Annotated in this window: 16 protein-coding genes; 12 read left to right on the top strand and 4 right to left on the bottom strand. The window is 68.7% G+C overall.

Annotated features, from left to right (window positions below; genetic code table 11):
- Positions 1–78 precede the first annotated feature (78 nt).
- Positions 79–1,317 (top strand): MFS transporter, encoded by a 1,239-nt coding sequence (locus ARTB_RS13110; RefSeq protein ID WP_079550251.1) that lies wholly within the window; start codon positions 79–81, stop codon positions 1,315–1,317.
- A gap of 33 nt (positions 1,318–1,350) precedes the next feature.
- Here ARTB_RS13110 and ARTB_RS13105 read toward each other — a convergent pair whose 3' ends face one another.
- Positions 1,351–1,848 carry an Lrp/AsnC family transcriptional regulator gene (locus ARTB_RS13105; protein ID WP_018773770.1) on the bottom strand — a complete coding sequence of 166 codons (498 nt, stop codon included), beginning with the start codon at positions 1,846–1,848 and terminating at the stop codon, positions 1,351–1,353.
- A gap of 133 nt (positions 1,849–1,981) precedes the next feature.
- On the opposite strand from ARTB_RS13105, the gene ARTB_RS13100 reads away from it, so the two are divergent.
- On the top strand, positions 1,982–3,145 hold the full coding sequence (locus ARTB_RS13100; RefSeq protein ID WP_243180994.1) for a trans-sulfuration enzyme family protein: 1,164 nt from the start codon (positions 1,982–1,984) through the stop codon (positions 3,143–3,145).
- Between the two features lie 16 nt (positions 3,146–3,161).
- On the opposite strand, the gene ARTB_RS13095 is transcribed toward ARTB_RS13100, so the two are convergent.
- The gene (locus tag ARTB_RS13095; protein WP_243180992.1) at positions 3,162–4,484 is read right to left on the bottom strand and encodes an MFS transporter; all 1,323 of its coding nucleotides are present in this window, start codon (positions 4,482–4,484) and stop codon (positions 3,162–3,164) included.
- Between the two features lie 90 nt (positions 4,485–4,574).
- On the opposite strand from ARTB_RS13095, the gene ARTB_RS13090 reads away from it, so the two are divergent.
- Entirely contained in the window at positions 4,575–5,597 is a 1,023-nt protein-coding gene (locus ARTB_RS13090; RefSeq protein ID WP_243180990.1) for a LysR family transcriptional regulator, read from the top strand.
- 162 nt (positions 5,598–5,759) lie between these two features.
- On the opposite strand, the gene ARTB_RS13085 is transcribed toward ARTB_RS13090, so the two are convergent.
- Positions 5,760–6,809, bottom strand: coding sequence for a nitronate monooxygenase (locus ARTB_RS13085; RefSeq protein WP_243180989.1), 1,050 nt, complete (start codon positions 6,807–6,809; stop codon positions 5,760–5,762).
- 36 nt (positions 6,810–6,845) lie between these two features.
- On the opposite strand from ARTB_RS13085, the gene ARTB_RS13080 reads away from it, so the two are divergent.
- The 9 genes from ARTB_RS13080 to ARTB_RS13040 all read left to right on the top strand — a co-directional run bounded on the left by ARTB_RS13080 (position 6,846) and on the right by ARTB_RS13040 (position 15,844).
- Positions 6,846–7,799, top strand: a complete 954-nt coding sequence (locus ARTB_RS13080) for an N-acetylglucosamine kinase (protein ID WP_439954130.1) — start codon at positions 6,846–6,848, stop codon at positions 7,797–7,799.
- Positions 7,800–7,833: 34 nt separating this feature from the next.
- A complete protein-coding gene (locus tag ARTB_RS13075) occupies positions 7,834–8,289 on the top strand; it encodes an NUDIX hydrolase (RefSeq protein WP_028275721.1) in 456 nt (151 codons plus the stop codon).
- 324 nt (positions 8,290–8,613) lie between these two features.
- Positions 8,614–9,792: a ribosome small subunit-dependent GTPase A gene (gene rsgA / locus ARTB_RS13070; RefSeq protein ID WP_243180986.1), complete on the top strand. Its 1,179-nt coding sequence runs from the start codon at positions 8,614–8,616 to the stop codon at positions 9,790–9,792.
- Between the two features lie 226 nt (positions 9,793–10,018).
- On the top strand, positions 10,019–11,122 hold the full coding sequence (locus ARTB_RS13065; protein WP_279294247.1) for an ABC transporter ATP-binding protein: 1,104 nt from the start codon (positions 10,019–10,021) through the stop codon (positions 11,120–11,122).
- Positions 11,122–11,862, top strand: a complete 741-nt coding sequence (locus ARTB_RS13060; RefSeq protein ID WP_243180985.1) for an ABC transporter permease — start codon at positions 11,122–11,124, stop codon at positions 11,860–11,862. Before ARTB_RS13065 ends, ARTB_RS13060 begins: the two co-directional genes overlap by 1 nt.
- Positions 11,859–12,605, top strand: coding sequence for an ABC transporter permease (locus ARTB_RS13055; protein WP_223913873.1), 747 nt, complete (start codon positions 11,859–11,861; stop codon positions 12,603–12,605). Before ARTB_RS13060 ends, ARTB_RS13055 begins: the two co-directional genes overlap by 4 nt.
- Positions 12,602–13,567: an ABC transporter substrate-binding protein gene (locus ARTB_RS13050; RefSeq protein WP_243180982.1), complete on the top strand. Its 966-nt coding sequence runs from the start codon at positions 12,602–12,604 to the stop codon at positions 13,565–13,567. The genes ARTB_RS13055 and ARTB_RS13050 overlap by 4 nt, the downstream gene beginning before the upstream one ends.
- A 131-nt stretch (positions 13,568–13,698) precedes the next feature.
- Positions 13,699–14,919: a pyridoxal phosphate-dependent aminotransferase gene (locus ARTB_RS13045; protein WP_243180981.1), complete on the top strand. Its 1,221-nt coding sequence runs from the start codon at positions 13,699–13,701 to the stop codon at positions 14,917–14,919.
- Positions 14,920–14,989: 70 nt separating this feature from the next.
- Positions 14,990–15,844 (top strand): polyphosphate kinase 2 family protein, encoded by an 855-nt coding sequence (locus ARTB_RS13040; protein WP_243180979.1) that lies wholly within the window; start codon positions 14,990–14,992, stop codon positions 15,842–15,844.
- A 36-nt stretch (positions 15,845–15,880) separates the two neighbouring features.
- Here the strand turns inward: ARTB_RS13040 and ARTB_RS13035 are convergent, their stop codons facing one another.
- Positions 15,881–16,111, bottom strand: coding sequence for an exodeoxyribonuclease VII small subunit (locus tag ARTB_RS13035; RefSeq protein ID WP_243180978.1), 231 nt, complete (start codon positions 16,109–16,111; stop codon positions 15,881–15,883).
- Between the last annotated feature and the right edge of the window lie 28 nt (positions 16,112–16,139).

Below are 16,139 nucleotides of genomic sequence, written 5' to 3'. Positions count from 1 at the left end.
CATACCAAACTTTCAACCGGGCCGGGCGGTTCCCCCACAACAGGGAAAGCCCGGCCTGCACTTTGCAAGGGCACGGCCATGACAGTCTTTAGCGAACTCCGCATGCGCCCGGCCACAGCTGACCGCTGGGGCTGGGACGCCTCCACCACCGCACGGCTCGTGATGGCCGGGGTTGTGATCTTCACGCTGCTCGTCGGCGCAAATCTTGCGACGCCGCTGTACCCGCTGTTGCAGGCAAAACTCGGAATCACGGCGCTCGATGTCACGGTGGCGTTCTCGGCCTACGTCCTGGCGCTCGTGGCCACCCTCGTCCTCGCCGGCCACTGGTCCGACCACATCGGCCGCCGCGCCGCCCTCGTGCTGGCAGTGCTGGTGGGCCTGGCCGGCGGCTTTGTCTTCGCCACCGCGGGCAACCTCGTGGCGCTCTCCGCCGGGCGCGCCCTGCAGGGCGTCGCCGTCGCGCTCGCCACCGGGGCCAGCTCGGCTGCCCTGCGCGAGCTGCTGCCCAGCCGGCCGGAGTGGGCCTCACGGTTCACGCTCCTGGCCTCCGCCGGCGGGGTGGCGGCCGGCCCCGCAATCGGCGGGATGCTGTCCCTCCTGCCGGGCCCGACATCGACGCCGTACTACCTGCACTCCATCGTCCTCGCCGCCGTGCTGGTGCCCCTGTACCTGCTCAAGGCGCGGCCCGCCATCAGCCTGCACGCCGGTCCCCAGACCCTGCGGGTCCTGGCACCGCGGCGGCCTTCGGTTTCCAGCGACGCGCGCGGCGCCTTCTGGCTGGCGTCGTCCGTGGGCTTTCTGAGCTTCACCGTTTTTGGCTTCTGCCTCTCGCTGGCCCCCGGCTATTTCGCCCAGATTGTCCACGCCGATTCGCGGCCGCTGATCGGCCTGCTGGCTGGGCTGACGCTGGGGTCCTCAGCCCTGAGCCAGCTGCTGGCCATCCGGGGACGGTTTGCCGTGTCCGCCGGCCTGGCCGTCCTGGGCGTCTCCGTCCTGCTGATCGCCGCGGCCGCCGCCTGGAGCAGCCCGTGGCTGCTGATTCTGGCCAGCATCACTGCCGGCGTGGGGCAGGGCGTGGCCTTCCGGACCGTGTTCAACGACGTTGCCGGCAGGGTGGAGGCCGCCCGGCACGCCCAGATCATCAGCACCGTCTATGTGATCACGTACCTTGGCAGCGCCTTCCCGGTGATCGGGTTGGGGCTTGCAGCCGGGATCGTCGGGCTGCAGAGCGCGGTCGCCGGTTTCGTCACGGTGTGCGCCGCCGCCGCACTGACGCTGGCGGCCGTAACGCTGCGAAGCGCCCTGCGCCGGGTCTAACTGCGCTGGGTCTAACTGCGTCGGCCGGCCCCGTTAGGGCAGCGGGCCGTGGTTGCCCTGGATGTGGTCGAAGACCAGCGTGGTTTCGGTGTGGCCCACCACGGGGTCGGTGGCCAGGTTGTCCAGAACCCAGTCCCGGAGGTCCTCGGTGGTGGCGACGGCGATATGCAGCAGGTAGTCCACCGACCCGGACGTGTGGAACGTCGAGAGCACTGCCGGCAGTTTGGGCACCCGGGCAGTGAAACGGTCGATCTGCTCGCGGTCATGGGCCCGGAGCCGGACCGCAATGAGGGCCTGGACCGAACGCCCGATCGCGGACAGGCTCAGATTGGCCTCGAAGCCCTCGATGATGCCGCGCTCGGACAGCGCGCGGGTGCGCATCAGCGCGGTCGACGGCGCGATCCCCACGAGCTCTGCCAGCTGTTTGTTCGAGATGCGGGCGTCCGCGACGAGGGCAGCGAGCAGGCGCTCGTCGATCGCGTCCAGCGGTTCGCTGGCTCCCGGCCGAACATTCTTCGCAGTGCTGCTCACGGATCCTCCTAGTAGTGTTCTCCGTTCATCATAAACGGCGTTATCCGACAGTTCCATTCAGAACCCCTACAAAAGCGCGAATTATTGCCAGATACTTGCGGAATTCAATGGTGAATATTCGTAAGGAGCTAGGGTGCTTTCTCAAGATTCATTGGCGGTCCACGCAGGCCGGAGCGGGCTCACGGAACTGGGCGTCCACGCGGTGCCCATCGATCTGTCCACGACGGCGCCCCTGCCGTCCGTGCACGACGGAGGCCTTGCCTACGAGCACATGGCCACCGGCGGCTCACATGTGGAGGGGCAAAGCACGGTCTACCAGCGGCTGTGGAACCCCACGGTGGCTCGCTTCGAGGAAGGCGTCGCTGTCCTGGAAGGCACGCCCGAGTCTGTCGCCTTTGCCACCGGAATGGCGGCGCTGAGCGCGGTGCTCCTCGCGGTTGTGGCCGCGGGCAAGAAGCACGTTGTCGCCGTGCGTCCGCTGTACGGCGGCAGCGACTACCTCTTGGCCTCCGGCGTCCTAGGCAACGAGGTCACCTTCACGACGCCGGAGGGCGTCGGCGCCGCACTCCGGCCGGACACCGGCCTGGTGATCCTCGAGACGCCGGCCAACCCGACCCTCGAGCTGGTGGACATCGCCCGCGTGGCAGCCGCCGCCGACGGTGTGCCGCTCCTGGTGGACAACACGTTCGCCAGCCCGGTACTGCAGCAACCCTTCAAGCACGGCGCGGCCATGGTGCTGCACAGCGCCACGAAGTTCTTGGGCGGCCACGGGGACGCCATGGGCGGCGTGGTGGCCGCAGGCTCTGAATGGGCGGTGCGCCTGCGCCAGATCCGGGCCGTGACCGGCGGGATCCTGACCCCGTGGCCGGCGTACCTGCTGCACCGCGGGCTGGCAACGCTCCCGGTCCGGGTCCGCGCCCAGCAGGCCGGCGCCGAAAAAGTCGCTGTTGCGCTGGCAGGGCACGGGCTCGTGAGGCGGGTTTACTACCCGGGACTGGCCGAATGCGACCCGCAGGGCCTCGTGGGCACACAGATGTCCGGGCCGGGATCGCTCATGGCCTTCGAGCTCGCCAGCGCCGAGCACGCCGAGCGGATCCCGGCCGCCGTCGGCATGATCACCCACGCCGTGTCCCTCGGCGGGATCGATACCCTCATCCAGCACCCGGCGGGCCTGACCCACCGGCCGGTCGAAGCCGCGGCCAAGCCACACGCGAACCTGCTGCGGATCTCGGTGGGGCTGGAGGACCCGGCCGACATCGTCGCCGACCTCCTGCAGGCGATCGAGGCTACGCGGTAGCCCGGGGGTCCGGTGCCTAGCCCGATGCCGTGACCCTGCCGGTTGCGGGCGCCGGCGCGGGATGCGCGACGGCGGTGATTGCCGCCGTCGCGCCGGCCAGTCCGATGACAGTCAGCGCAAGGGCTGTCCAGCCGAACCGTTGGAAGACCAGGCCGCCGGCCCAGCCAAGCACGCTGGAGCCGAGGTAATAGGCCAGGTTGTACAGCGAGGCGGCCTGCGCCCGGCCCGTCGTGGCGATCAGTCCGGTCCAGCCGGAGCCGATGCTGTGTGCCGCGAAGAAGCCGCCCGTGAACAGCAGCAATCCCGCCAGGATCGCGGCCAGCTGTTCCGTGAGCGTCAGGGCCAGGCCGCCTGCCATCAGTGCGGTGCCGGCGATCAGGACGGTGCGCCGGCCGAACCGCGACGTCAGGCCCGCTGCCCAGCGCGCCGAGACGGTTCCGGAGAGGTAGGCCAGGAAGATCAGGCTGATCGCGGTGGCGGGCAGGCTGAACGGTTCCCCTGAGAGCCGGAATCCGAGGTAGTTGTAGACGGCCACGAAACCGCCCATGAGCAGGAATGCCTGGACGTACAGGGCCAGGAGCCGGGGATTGCGGCCATGGCCGGCCAGCGTGCGAAGGGCCCCGCGGAAGCCGCCCGCGGCCGCGGCGGCGAAGCCCTTGGCCCGGGGCACCAGAACCAGGAACAGGACTGCCGCTCCGGTGGCCAGAACGGAGACCGCCAGGGCCGCGGCCCGCCAGCCCCACAGTTCGCCCGCGGGCCCGGCGACCAGCCGACCGGCCAGGCCGCCCAGGGTGGTCCCGGCGACATAGCTCCCGGCGGCGACGGCGGCGTGGGCCTTGTTGACTTCCTCGTTGAGATACGCGATCGCGATCGCCGGGATGCCGCCGAGGGCCATTCCCTCCAGCATCCGCAGGCACAGCAGTACTGGGAAGCTGGGGGCCAGGGGGACCAGCAGGCCCAGGGCGGTGGCCGCGGAGATGCCCCACATCATTGCCCGGACGCGGCCGATCCGGTCGGCCAGGAAGGACCACGGGAGCACCGTCAAGGCCAGCCCCACCGTAGCCAGGGAGATGGTCAGCGCGGCCTCGGCGGCCGAGACGCGAAGATCCGCCGCCAGCAGCGGGAGCACCGCCTGGGTGGAGTAAAGCTGCGCGAAGGTTGCGACGCCGGCAAAGGCAAGCCCGGCGAGGATCCGGCGGTAGGCCGTGGAGCCTTTCGGATGGCCCGCCCATCCGGCAGCGTCAGCTGCAGGATCAGCTGCGAGATTGGCTGCGTCCTTGGCCGCGTTCTTGGCCGCGGGGCGTGGGCTGGTGCCGGTGGGTGCGGAAATGCGTGGCATGTCTTTACGCTAAAGCCTGCCCGAGGGATGCTTCCAATGCATGATTTCCATAGAATAGATAGCAAATATGGATCAGTGCCGGAGGGGAACATGGACGTCGAACACAGGCAGCTCGTGCAGCTGCTGCCCCTGCTGCCGCTGCTGGCGGAACTGGGGCGGACGGAGCACATCACCGAGACGGCCGAGCTCCTGGGCCTGCCGCAGTCGACCGTGAGCCGTGCCATTGCGCGGGCGAGCGCCATCGTGGGGACGGAGCTGCTGATCCGGGACGGCCGGGGCGTGCGGTTGACGCCAGCGGCGAAGGCGCTCATGCCCCACATCGAGGCCGCCCTGGCCGAATTCCAGACGGGGCTGGACAGCGTCAGGCACGAATCGGAGGTGGTCCGCGGCCGGATCGCCGTGTCGTTCCAGCACACCTTCGGCGAGGCAATGCTGCCGCTGCTCATCAGTGCGTTCCGGAGCAGGCACCCGCAGACTGCCTTTGACCTCAGCCAGGGTGCACGGGACGGCTGCCTCGCGGAACTGGCCGCGGGCTCCGCCGACGTGGCGCTCACGGCACCCGTTGCCACACCCAGCAAGCGAATCGGTTCGGCCGCGCTGTACCGCGAACCGTTGCGCCTGGTGGTCCACCACCGGCATGCCCTGGCCGGCCGCCGCAGGGCCAAGGTTGCCGAGATCCGGCAGGAGCCCTTCGTGGCGATGGGGTCCGGCTACGGCATGCGCTCGCTGACCGACGCGTTGTTCCGCGAGGCGGGGTTCCGTCCGCGCATTGCCTTCGAGAGCCAGGACTCGCACACCGTCCGCGGCCTCGTCTCGGCCGGGCTCGGCGTCAGCATCCTGCCGCCCGGCGGCTCCGCACCCGGCAGAGTTGCACAAAACAGCCACCATCCGTCGCGGGGCGCCGAAGCCGACGACGGCGGGCCCGGCTGGGTGGAGATTCCCCTGGATTCAGACCTGGCGTTCCGCGAGATCGGCCTCGCGTGGCGGGAGCCGGTTTCGCGGAATGCCGTGGCCGATGCCGAGTCCGATCCCGTGCGCTTGTTCCGCGAATTCGTGCTCCGCGACGGTCCGGCGCTCCTGGCAGGCTTCGTGCGCGAACGCTCGGCGGGCTGAGCCGGGCCGGTGCCGGAGCGCCGGGGCAGGTGCGCCGGGGCTGGAGCTGGTGCGCCGGGGCCGGTGCGCTCAGGTCGCCGGTTGGCCCCGAGGTCGCCGTAAGGTGACGGCGGTTTGGCACGTTTCAGGCGACTTCGGGGTCCTGACGGGGGTCGGCTGCGGTCAGCGGCCGGCGAGCAGCCCGTGCACGACGGCGGCCACGGGTCCGGCGTGTGCCTTCTGCCAGCCCGTGCCCGCCCACAGGTTCAGGCGTTCCGCGTCGCCGGCTGCGGTGGCCGCGGCCCGGATGGGCGCCGTGAGGTGGTGGACGGCAGGGTAGGCCTCCGGCGCCTCGGCGTGGTCGCGGACGAATTCGTTCTCCAGGGCCCGTGCCTGCCGGCCGGTGAAGGCGCGCGTCAGCCGGGTCCGGATGAAATGCGGATCGGCCAGGGCATCTTTGTGCAACTGCTTGGCGCCGCTTTGGTCAGTGCGGAGAAACGCGGTGCCGAGCTGGGCTGCGACGGCCCCGGCACGCAGCACGGCGTCCAGCCCGGCCGCATCCATGATGCCGCCCGCAGCCACCAGCGGGAGGTCGACGGCGGACCGCACCCCGGCGAGCAGCTGCGCCGTTGTGCCGCCCGGCCGCGCCGCGTAAGCCGGTCGCGGCTCCGGGGCCGGGAGGAACGCCGCGCTGTGTCCGCCGGCGCTCGTGTGCTGCACGACGAGGGCGTCCACGCCTTGCCCTGCCGCCTGCACGGCCTCGGCCGCGGTGGTGACAGTGGCCAGCACCGCCGATCCCGCCCGCTGCAGGGCCCGAACGACGTCCGGGCCGGGCAGCCCGAAAGCGAAACTGACCAGCTCCACCGGGTCTGAGAGCAGGGCATCGATCTTTCCCTGCCATTCGTCGTCGTCGTCGAGCCGCAACTGCGGGAGCTCCACGCCGTAGCGCCGGGCGTCGGTGCGCAGCTGAAGCCGGTATTCCTCGAGCTCCGCCAGCATCGCCGCGGAGGGCGGCAGTTGGGCCGGATCCGGGACAAATACATTCATGCCGAACCGGGCGCCGGACTCCCGGAGGGTGCTGATTTCCGCCTGCATGGCCGCCACGCTCTTGTAGCCTGCCGCGAGGAAGCCGAGCCCGCCGGCGCGGTGCACGGCCTCGACGAAGGCCGCTGTGGAGGTGCCTCCGGCCATGGGCGCCGCGATGACGGGTGTGCCGAAAAGATCGTGGGGCATTGCGGGCTCCTTGCAGCGATTCAGTAACCTGTTCCAGTGACTAACACTGACACGCCGCCGGCGGCGGACTCCGTTCCATCTTCCACCACGCCATCTGCCACGGCGACGACGGGTGCCGTGATCGGCCTGGACATCGGCGGCACCAAAACCCGGGGCGTCAGGTTCGAAGGCGGCGCGCCCGTGGCCGATGAATCGGTGGGCAGCTCCAATGTCCAGAACGTCAGCCCCGAGGAAGCCGCCTTGAACCTGGCGGAACTCTTCGCCAGGATCGGCGGGGGAGACGTCGCCCAGGTCTACGCCGGAGCCGGCGGCATCGACACCGGTGATGACGCCGCGGCGCTCGCGGCACTGATTGCCCCGCACGTACCCGGCGCCCGGATCACGGTGGTCCACGACTCCCGGCTGCTGCTCGCCGCAGGCGGCGCCAGCACCGGCGTCGCCGTCATCGCCGGCACCGGATCGGCCGCGTGGGGCAAGAATGGCCGCGGCGAGGAGGCCCGGGCCGGTGGCTGGGGCTACCTGCTCGGCGACGAAGGCAGCGGCTACTGGCTGGGCCGGGAGGCCGTCCGCCACAGCCTGCGCCGGATGAACCAGGGGCTGGAACCGGACGAACTCAGCACGGCCCTGCTGGCATCCTCCGGGGTGGATGACCCGAACAAGCTGATCGCCATGTTCCACTCGCCCGAGACCGGGCGCCGGTTCTGGGCCCAGCGGGCGCGGCTCGTGGTGGAGGCTGCAGACGCCGGGCATGCGCCAAGCCGGGCCCTCATGGAACAGGCCGGGCGCGACCTCGCCGACCTCGCCGCGCAGACCGTCCGGCAGCTCGGCATCGAGGGCCCCGTCATCCTGGGCGGCGGACTCGGCATGAACGTGCCGGGGCTGCAGGAGTCGTTCCGCACGGCCCTGGCCGCCGCGGGGATCACCGATGTCCGGGTCCTGGCGCAGGAGCCGGTCTTCGGGGTGCTGCAGCTGGTGGCGGAACAGGAGTAGTCGGGGGCGATCCGCCGGCCACTACGCTGGGGGGATGAGCATGCAATTCGACACCCGGCCCGCGGCCTACGCCGTCATCATCCGTGACGCCGGGATCCTCCTGGCGTACTGGAAGCAGGACGGCCGCGAGGGCTGGACGCTGCCCGGCGGCGGCCTGGACCTGGCCGAACACCCGGTGGACGGGTGCCGCCGCGAGATCCACGAGGAAACCGGTTACGACGCCGAGGTCGGCGCCATGCTGGGGATCGACGTCGGGCACTGGCCGTCCGAAGTCCGGCTCGACGGCGGCGTGCGGGACTTCCAGTCGCTCCGGCTGGTCTACGAGGCGACGATCACGGGCGGGGAACTGCGTCACGAAGTGAACGGCAGCACCACCCACGCGGCCTGGATTCCGCTGGATGAGGTGGCGCAGCTGAACCGGGTCTCGCTCGTGGATGCCGGGCTGCGTCTGTACCGTGAGCGGCCGCTGAACGGAAAACTTTCCGGCTAAACCGCTGGCCAGGCACGGGCACCATGGCTATCCTGTAGAAACCGCCGGCCGCAGCAGGCCGGCAATCGACGGGGAGGTGGAAGCAATGAATGCGATATTTCTGAGCGCGCAGCGCACCGATACACGCCATGTCATTATTCCTGCCCCGTCCCACGGCGCAGCCTAGCCATCGAGCGCTAGTCTCCGCGCGCGGCATCCAAACCGCCGCAGCTGCAATGCGCCGCACCACGGGGCCCCACCAAAGGGTTTTCGTTGACCATTTATCCTGCATCCCGGGGCGCCGGCAGCGCCATCATTACTAATTCATCCGAACCTCATTCATCTGTGCCTCATACGTCCGGGCCCTCCGATGAGGCTGGCCCCGAAGGTCCTGTCCTTTACGGCTACACGGCCGGCGTCGCCGAGCGGTTCGCGGCCCAGCCGGTGCCGGGAGGCGACCGCCCGGGCCGCGTCATCCGGGTGGACCGCAACCTCGTCCTGGTGGCTGAGGGCGGCGGAACCGCCCACCTGCCCTACCCGCGCGGCGGGGAGCTTCCCGCCACCGGGGACTGGGTTTGGCTGGGTCCGAACGCGGCGGGGGAGCCCGCCATTGTGGGCATCCTGCCCCGCCACTCGGAGCTGAGCCGCAAGCGTGCCTTCGAGGCCTCGTCCGAGGCGCAGGTCCTTGGCGCCAACATGGACGTCGTCGGGATCGTCGTTCCGGTGGATCGTCCGCTCACGCACAACCGGCTCGAACGGACCCTGGTTGCGGCGTGGGACTCCGGTGCCACACCGCTCGTGATCATCACGAAGGCGGACATCGCGGACCTCGCGGACGACGTCGTGGCGACGGTCGTGCGCCAGGCAGCCGGCGTCGACGTCGTCACCACCTCTGCCGAGAACGGCGATGGCCTCGACGAAGTGCTGGGCCATCTGCCGCCCGGCGGCACGCTGGTGCTGCTGGGGCCCTCTGGCGCCGGAAAATCCACGCTCATCAATGCCCTCGCCGGCGTCCCGGCCCAGGAGACGGGGGCAGTGCGGGCGGGCGACGGCAAGGGCAGGCACACCACCACGTCCCGCGCGCTCGTTCCCCTGCCCGGCGGCGCCGTCCTGATGGACACGCCGGGGGTGCGCGGCTTCGGGGTCTTCGACGCCGAGGGAGGAATGGAGGAGATGTTCGGCGACCTCGAAGAGCTCTTCGAGCACTGCCGCTTCTCGGACTGCGCGCACGGCCGGGAGCCCGGCTGTGCCGTGCAGGCGGCGCTCGCCGACGGCGTCCTGGAGGACCGCCGGTGGGCCAGCTACCTGAAGCTGCAACGCGAACTCGCCGCCCTGGCGCGCCGCCACGACGCGGCCGCGCGGCGCGCCTACCAGCGCGAATGGCACCAGAAGATCGCCGTAGCGGGCAAGAGCCAGCGGTCGGCCGAACGGGACAACCACGAGAACGCGCACGGCGGCGGCGGCGGAAAGGGCGGTCACGGCAGAAAAAACAGCGGCGCGAAGGGTGCGCGGCGGCCCCGCTGAAGCACACCGCCGGGTGGGCCAAGGGCGGCGGTGGTGCGCCGGAAGGATTTCCGGCGCGCCACCCATCCAAAATCGTTGTGCTTCCGAAGCCTTATGGGAGCCCCGCGCCGCTGACATAGTCCGGGGTGCTGGTTAGTCTATGAGCTAACTGCTTTATGGCCAGCACACTGACGAACAGTGCGCTGGCCCGACCAATGTTGCCGCCAACAGTTAGGTAAGCCCGGAAATGGCCGAAGCCATGATCGAGTTCCAGAACGTCACCAAGCAGTACCAGGGCGGTCAGGCCGCCGTTGACGGGCTGACCATGTCCATCGATAAGGGCGCCATCACTGTCTTCGTCGGACCCTCCGGCTGCGGTAAGACCACGTCCCTCCGGATGATCAACCGCATGGTGGAGCCCACGTCCGGCGTCATCACCGTGGACGGGGCCGATGTCACTTCAATCCCTGCCGCGCAGCTGCGGCGGTCCATGGGGTACGTCATGCAGTCCTCCGGGTTGATGCCGCACCGCTCCGTGCTGGACAACATCGCCACCGTTCCCCGGCTCAACGGCGTGTCCAAAGCCGACGCCCGCAAGCGCGCCCAGGAACTGCTCGACGTCGTCGGGCTGGCCTCTTCGCTCGGCAAGCGGTACCCGTCCCAGCTCTCGGGCGGACAGCAGCAGCGCGTAGGCGTGGCCCGGGCACTCGCGGCCGATCCTCCGGTGCTGCTCATGGACGAGCCCTTCAGCGCCGTGGACCCGGTGGTCCGCGATGAACTCCAGAAGGAGCTCCTCCGGCTCCAGCATGACCTGGCCAAGACGATCGTATTCGTCACCCACGACATCGACGAGGCCACCGTCCTGGGCGACAAAGTGGCCGTGTTCGCCGTCGGCGGCAAGCTGGCGCAGTACGCGGCCCCGGCGGAGATCCTGCGGGCCCCGGCGAACGAGTTCGTGGCCTCCTTCGTGGGCCGTGACCGCGGCTTCCGGCACCTTGCGTTCAGCCCCTCCGACGGTGTCACCATCCACCCCGTCCCCACTCTCACGCCCGATCAGCTCAGGGCTGAGGGCAGCTCCGATGAATGGCAGCTGGTGGTCGATGAAGCTCTCCGGCCCCTGGGCTGGGCCGGGCCCCGCAGCGCCACCGGAACCGCCCCGGCGATGGTTCCCGGCGGCTCCCTGTTCCGGAAGGGGGACACGCTCCGCCGGGCACTGGACGCGGCCCTGTCCTCACCCTCGGGCCTTGGCGTCGCCGTGGACGACGACGGCCGGGTGGCCGGAGTCATCGGAGCCGCCGAAGTCCTCGCCGTCATCGAGTCAGACCGCAACGTCCGGCACGGAGGGCTCTGATGGAGTGGTTCCTGGCCAACAGAGCGGAAGTCTTCAGCCTCGCCGGCCAGCACCTCATCCTGGCCATCCTGCCGATGGTGTTCGGGGTCCTCATAGCCGTTCCGCTGGCCCAGCTCGCCCGGCAGAGCCGCGGGCTCCGATCCGTGGTGCTCACCGGGTCCTCGCTGCTGTACACGATCCCCTCGCTGGCGCTTTTCATCATCCTGCCGACCATCCTCGGGACCCGGATCCTGGATCCGGTCAACGTGGTGGTGGCCCTGACCATCTACGCCATCGCCCTGCTGGTGCGCGCCACGCTGGATGCCTTCGACTCGGTGGACGAGGACCTACGGCAGGCCGCCGTCGCCATGGGGTTCAAACCCTTCGCCCGCTTCATGCAGATCGACCTGCCGCTGTCCTTGCCGGTGCTGTTCGCCGGGCTGCGCGTGGTCTCGGTCAGCAATATCTCGCTGGTCAGCGTCGCGGCACTGCTCGGCATCGGCAACCTCGGAATGCTCTTCACCTCCGGCCTCCAGCGTGACTTCGTCACCGAAGTGGTGGTGGGCATCATCGCCATCCTTCTCCTGGCGCTGCTGATGGACGCCGTCCTCGTGCTGCTTGAACGGCTGCTGACGCCCTGGACCCGGGCCGCGGCGGCCACGGGTGGCGGCACCGGTTCGGGCGCAGGCCCGGACAAGACTGGCCCCGCCGCGGCGGCGATGCGGTTTTCGCGTCCCAAGACCGGAGGGGGAAACGCGTGAATAACGTCGTCACGGACACCTTTGCCTGGCTCAGCGATCCGGAGAACTGGTCCGGCAGCGCCGGAATCCCGGTGCGCCTGGCCGAACACCTGTTCTACACGGGCCTGGTGATGGTGATCGCCATCGCCATCGCCGTCCCGATCGGCCTGTTCGTCGGGCATACCGGCCGCGGGCGGGTTGCGATCGTGTCAGTCGCGGGCGCGCTGCGCGCCCTGCCCACCCTCGGCTTGCTCACCCTGTTCGTCCTGCTCGCCGGTATCGGGCTGATGCCGCCGATCTGGGCGCTCGTGATCCTGACCGTGCCGCCGCTGCTCGCCGGCACCTATGCCGGAATCTCCAGCGTCGACCGCAACGTGGTGGATGCCGCCCGCGCCATGGGCATGACCGAGTGGCAGGTCCTGTTCCGGGCGGAATTCCCGAACGCGCTGCCGGTGATGTACGGCGGGTTCCGGACCGGGGTGCTCCAGGTGATCGCCACCGTTTCCGTGGTCGCCTACATCAACCTGGGCGGCCTGGGCCGTTACCTGTTCGACGGGCTCGTGCTCTCCGACTTCCCGCAAATGCTGGGAGGCTCGCTGCTGATCGCCGCCCTTGCCATCAGCGTCGACCTGATCCTTGCCCTTATTCAGAGGCTGTTCCTGTCACGGGGCGCCTCATCCAAGCCGAACCGCAGCCAGCAGGCTGCGGTTGATCTCACAGACCCCGTGATCGCGGAGACTGTTGTTCAAGGAGGTACGTCATGAAGGAATCCCGCCAACGAGGCCTTGGCCGGCGCGCATTCGGCGGCCTGGCCGTCGGCGTCGGCCTGGCCATGGCCCTGTCCGCCTGCGGAGGCTCATCAAACCCGCTGAGCTCGGCCCCGGCCAGCAGCGGTGCCGCCTCCGGTTCCGGCGGTGCCCTGGTGATCGGGTCGGCTGATTTCCCCGAGAGCCAGATCCTCGCCGAGGTCTACGCCGGCGCCCTGAACGCCGCGGGCGTCACCGCCAGCACCAAGCCGAACATCGGCTCGCGCGAGGTCTACATCAAAGCAGTCCAGGACGGCTCGGTGGACGCCGTTCCCGACTACAGCGGCAACCTGCTGCTGTACGTAAACAAGGACGCCACCGAGGTTTCCGCCGAGGACATCGCGAAGGCGCTCCCGACCAAGCTCCCGCAGGGCCTGGCCGTGCTGGATGCTTCCAAGGCCGAGGACAAGGACGCCATGGTGGTCACCAAGGCCACGGCCGAGAAGCACCAGCTGAAGTCCATCGAAGACATGGCGAAGGTCTGCGGCGATCTGGTCATCGGCGCCCCGGCGACCTTCGCCGAGCGCGCCTACGGCCTGCCGGGCCTGGCGAAGAACTACAACTGCGTGCCCAAGAAACTCGAGCCGTTCAGCGACGGCGGCGGCGCCGTCACGCTCAAGGCCCTGCTCTCGGACCAGGTCCAGGTCGCGGACATTTACACCACCACCCCGTCCATCCCTGACAACGACCTCGTGGTGCTGGAGGATCCGAAGAACAACTTCATCGCCCAGCAGGTTCTGCCGCTCTACAACACGGCCAAGATGACGGACAAGGCGAAGGAAGCCCTCAACAACGTGTCCAAGGTCCTCACCACGGAAGACCTCATCAACCTCAACCGTGCCGTCAGCGGCAGCCAGAAACAGAACCCGAAAGATGCCGCCGACGCGTGGCTGAAGGAAAAGGGCCTCGCCCAGCAGTAGACCACTGGCGACCCTGCGACGCCGGTCTCCGGGCTTACAGCCCGGGCACCGGCGTCGTTGTTGTTACTGCGGCGCCCGCGTGTGAGTCATGTCTCAGCGGAAGAACATCCTCCATATGGCATATTTGATGAATGGCAGAATTCAAGCAGTCCACCAAGCTTCATAATGTCCTTTACGACATCCGTGGACCGATTCTTCAGGCCGCCCAGCAGATGGAGGCGGAGGGTCATCGCATCCTCAAACTGAACATCGGAAACCCGGCCCCCTTCGGGTTTGAAGCGCCGGACGCGATCCTGGTGGACATGATCCGCCACCTGCCGCATGCCCAGGGCTACAGCGACTCGCGCGGCATTTTTTCGGCCCGCACCGCCGTCTCGCAGTACTACCAGACCCGCGGGATCCAGAACATCCACGTGGATGACATCTACCTCGGCAACGGCGTCAGCGAACTGATCACAATGTCGCTCATGGCCCTGCTCGACGACGGCGACGAGGTCCTCATCCCCACCCCGGACTACCCGCTGTGGACGGCCTCGGTTGCCCTGGCCGGCGGGAAGCCCGTGCACTACCTCTGCGACGAGGAATCCGGCTGGCAGCCCGACCTCGAGGACATGGAAGCGAAGATCACCCCGCGCACCAAGGGCATCGTGGTCATCAACCCGAACAACCCGACAGGTGCGGTGTACCCGAAGGCGACGCTGAAGAAGATCGTCGGCCTCGCGGAAAAACACGGCCTGGTGCTCTTCGCCGACGAAATCTACGAGAAAATCCTCTACGAAGACGCGGTACACGTAAACCTCGCCTCGCTCACCGGCGACGATGTCCTGTGCCTGACCTTCAGCGGGCTCTCCAAGGCCTACCGGGTCTGCGGCTTCCGGGCCGGCTGGATGGCCATCTCCGGGCCGAAAAAGGCCGCCGCGGACTACCTCGAGGGCATCAACCTGCTGGCCAACATGCGCCTGTGCGCCAATGTGCCGGCCCAGCACGCCATCCAGACCGCCCTCGGCGGTTACCAGAGCATCAACGACCTGATCCTGCCCGGCGGGCGCCTCCTGGAACAGCGGAACAAGGCCTATGACATGCTCAACGCCATCCCGGGCGTCAGCACCCAGCAGGCCCGCGGGGCCATGTATCTGTTCCCGAAGCTGGACCCCGAGGTCTACCACATCCGCGACGACGAGAAATTTGTCCTGGACCTGCTCCGCGAGCAGAAAATTCTTCTGTCCCACGGCAGGGCGTTCAACTGGGTCCGTCCGGACCACTTCCGGATGGTGACGCTGCCTAACGTCAAGGACCTCGAAGAAGCAATCAACCGCATGGCGGACTTCCTGAGCCGGTACAAGGGGAACTAGGCTTCGGTCAGCAGCGGAGTTCGGGGACTCGCCCGCGCAGCGGCTGCACGAAACTGGAAAGAGGCTTTCCATGACAGATGCTGTGATGTTCGAGCGGCACCCCGCCGAGACGCTGCTGGTCGGAAAAAAATTCAAGCTGAAGGACTGCGACCCGGACTCCACCCCGGGCTACCCGGGCGGGAAATCCGACGGCGAGGCGCTCCTGGCAGAGCTCGATGGCAAGCTGACCACCCTGCAGGAGCAGCTTTTCGCCGAATCCCGGTTCGGCGGCACCAAGCGCGTCCTGCTGGTCCTGCAGGCGATGGATACCGCAGGCAAGGGCGGGATCGTCAACCACGTCATGGGCCAGATGGACCCGCAGGGTGTCCAGCTCAAGTCCTTCAAGGCGCCGACCCCGGAGGAGAAATCCTACGATTTCCTCTGGCGGATCGAGAAGGCAGTGCCGGCGGCCGGGATGGTGGGCGTTTTTGACCGCTCGCATTACGAGGACGTCCTGATTCACCGGGTCCACCGCTGGGCAAGTCCCGAGGAACTGGAGCGGCGCTACAAGGCCATTAACGAATTCGAGGCAAGGCAGGCGGCAGCCGGGACCACGGTGGTCAAGGTCATGCTCAACATCAGCCGGGACGAGCAGAAGGACCGGCTGCTCGCCAGGCTGGATGACGAGTCCAAGGTGTGGAAGTACAGCAGCACCGACCTCAAGGAGCGCGCCTTCTGGAGCGACTACATGGATGCGTACCAGGAGGCGTTCGAGAAGACGGCCACTGACATCGCGCCCTGGTACGTCGTGCCGGCCAACAAGAAGTGGTACGCCCGCATCGCTGTCCAGCAGCTGATGCTGGACGCCCTGGAAGGGCTGAAGCTGCAGTGGCCGGATCCGGAGTTCGACGTCGATATGGAACGGGATCTGGTCGAGCGCTCCTAGTACGGAGGGAACCGGCGCGCCGCGGCGTGCCGGTTCCTAGTTCTTGTCCGCGGCCTGGTCCCGGGCGGCGGCGAGACGCTTGCGGGCGCCTTCCAGCCACTGTTCGCAGCGCTTGGCCAGTGCCTCGCCGCGCTCCCACAGCGCGAGCGATTCCTCCAGGCTGGCGCCGCCGGCCTCCAGCTTGCCCACCACTGCGACCAGCTGCTCGCGGGCGTCCTCGTAGCTGAGGGCCTCGACGTCGGCGTTCGGGCTGGATTCTACTGCCATGTGGGTGCTCCTTGGTTGTCGCGGTTTG

This window comes from Arthrobacter humicola (genome assembly GCF_022803015.1).
GTDB lineage: Bacteria > Actinomycetota > Actinomycetes > Actinomycetales > Micrococcaceae > Arthrobacter > Arthrobacter humicola_A.
Note: the sequence above shows the minus strand (reverse complement) of the source record. Positions and strands in the feature narration are given on the sequence as shown.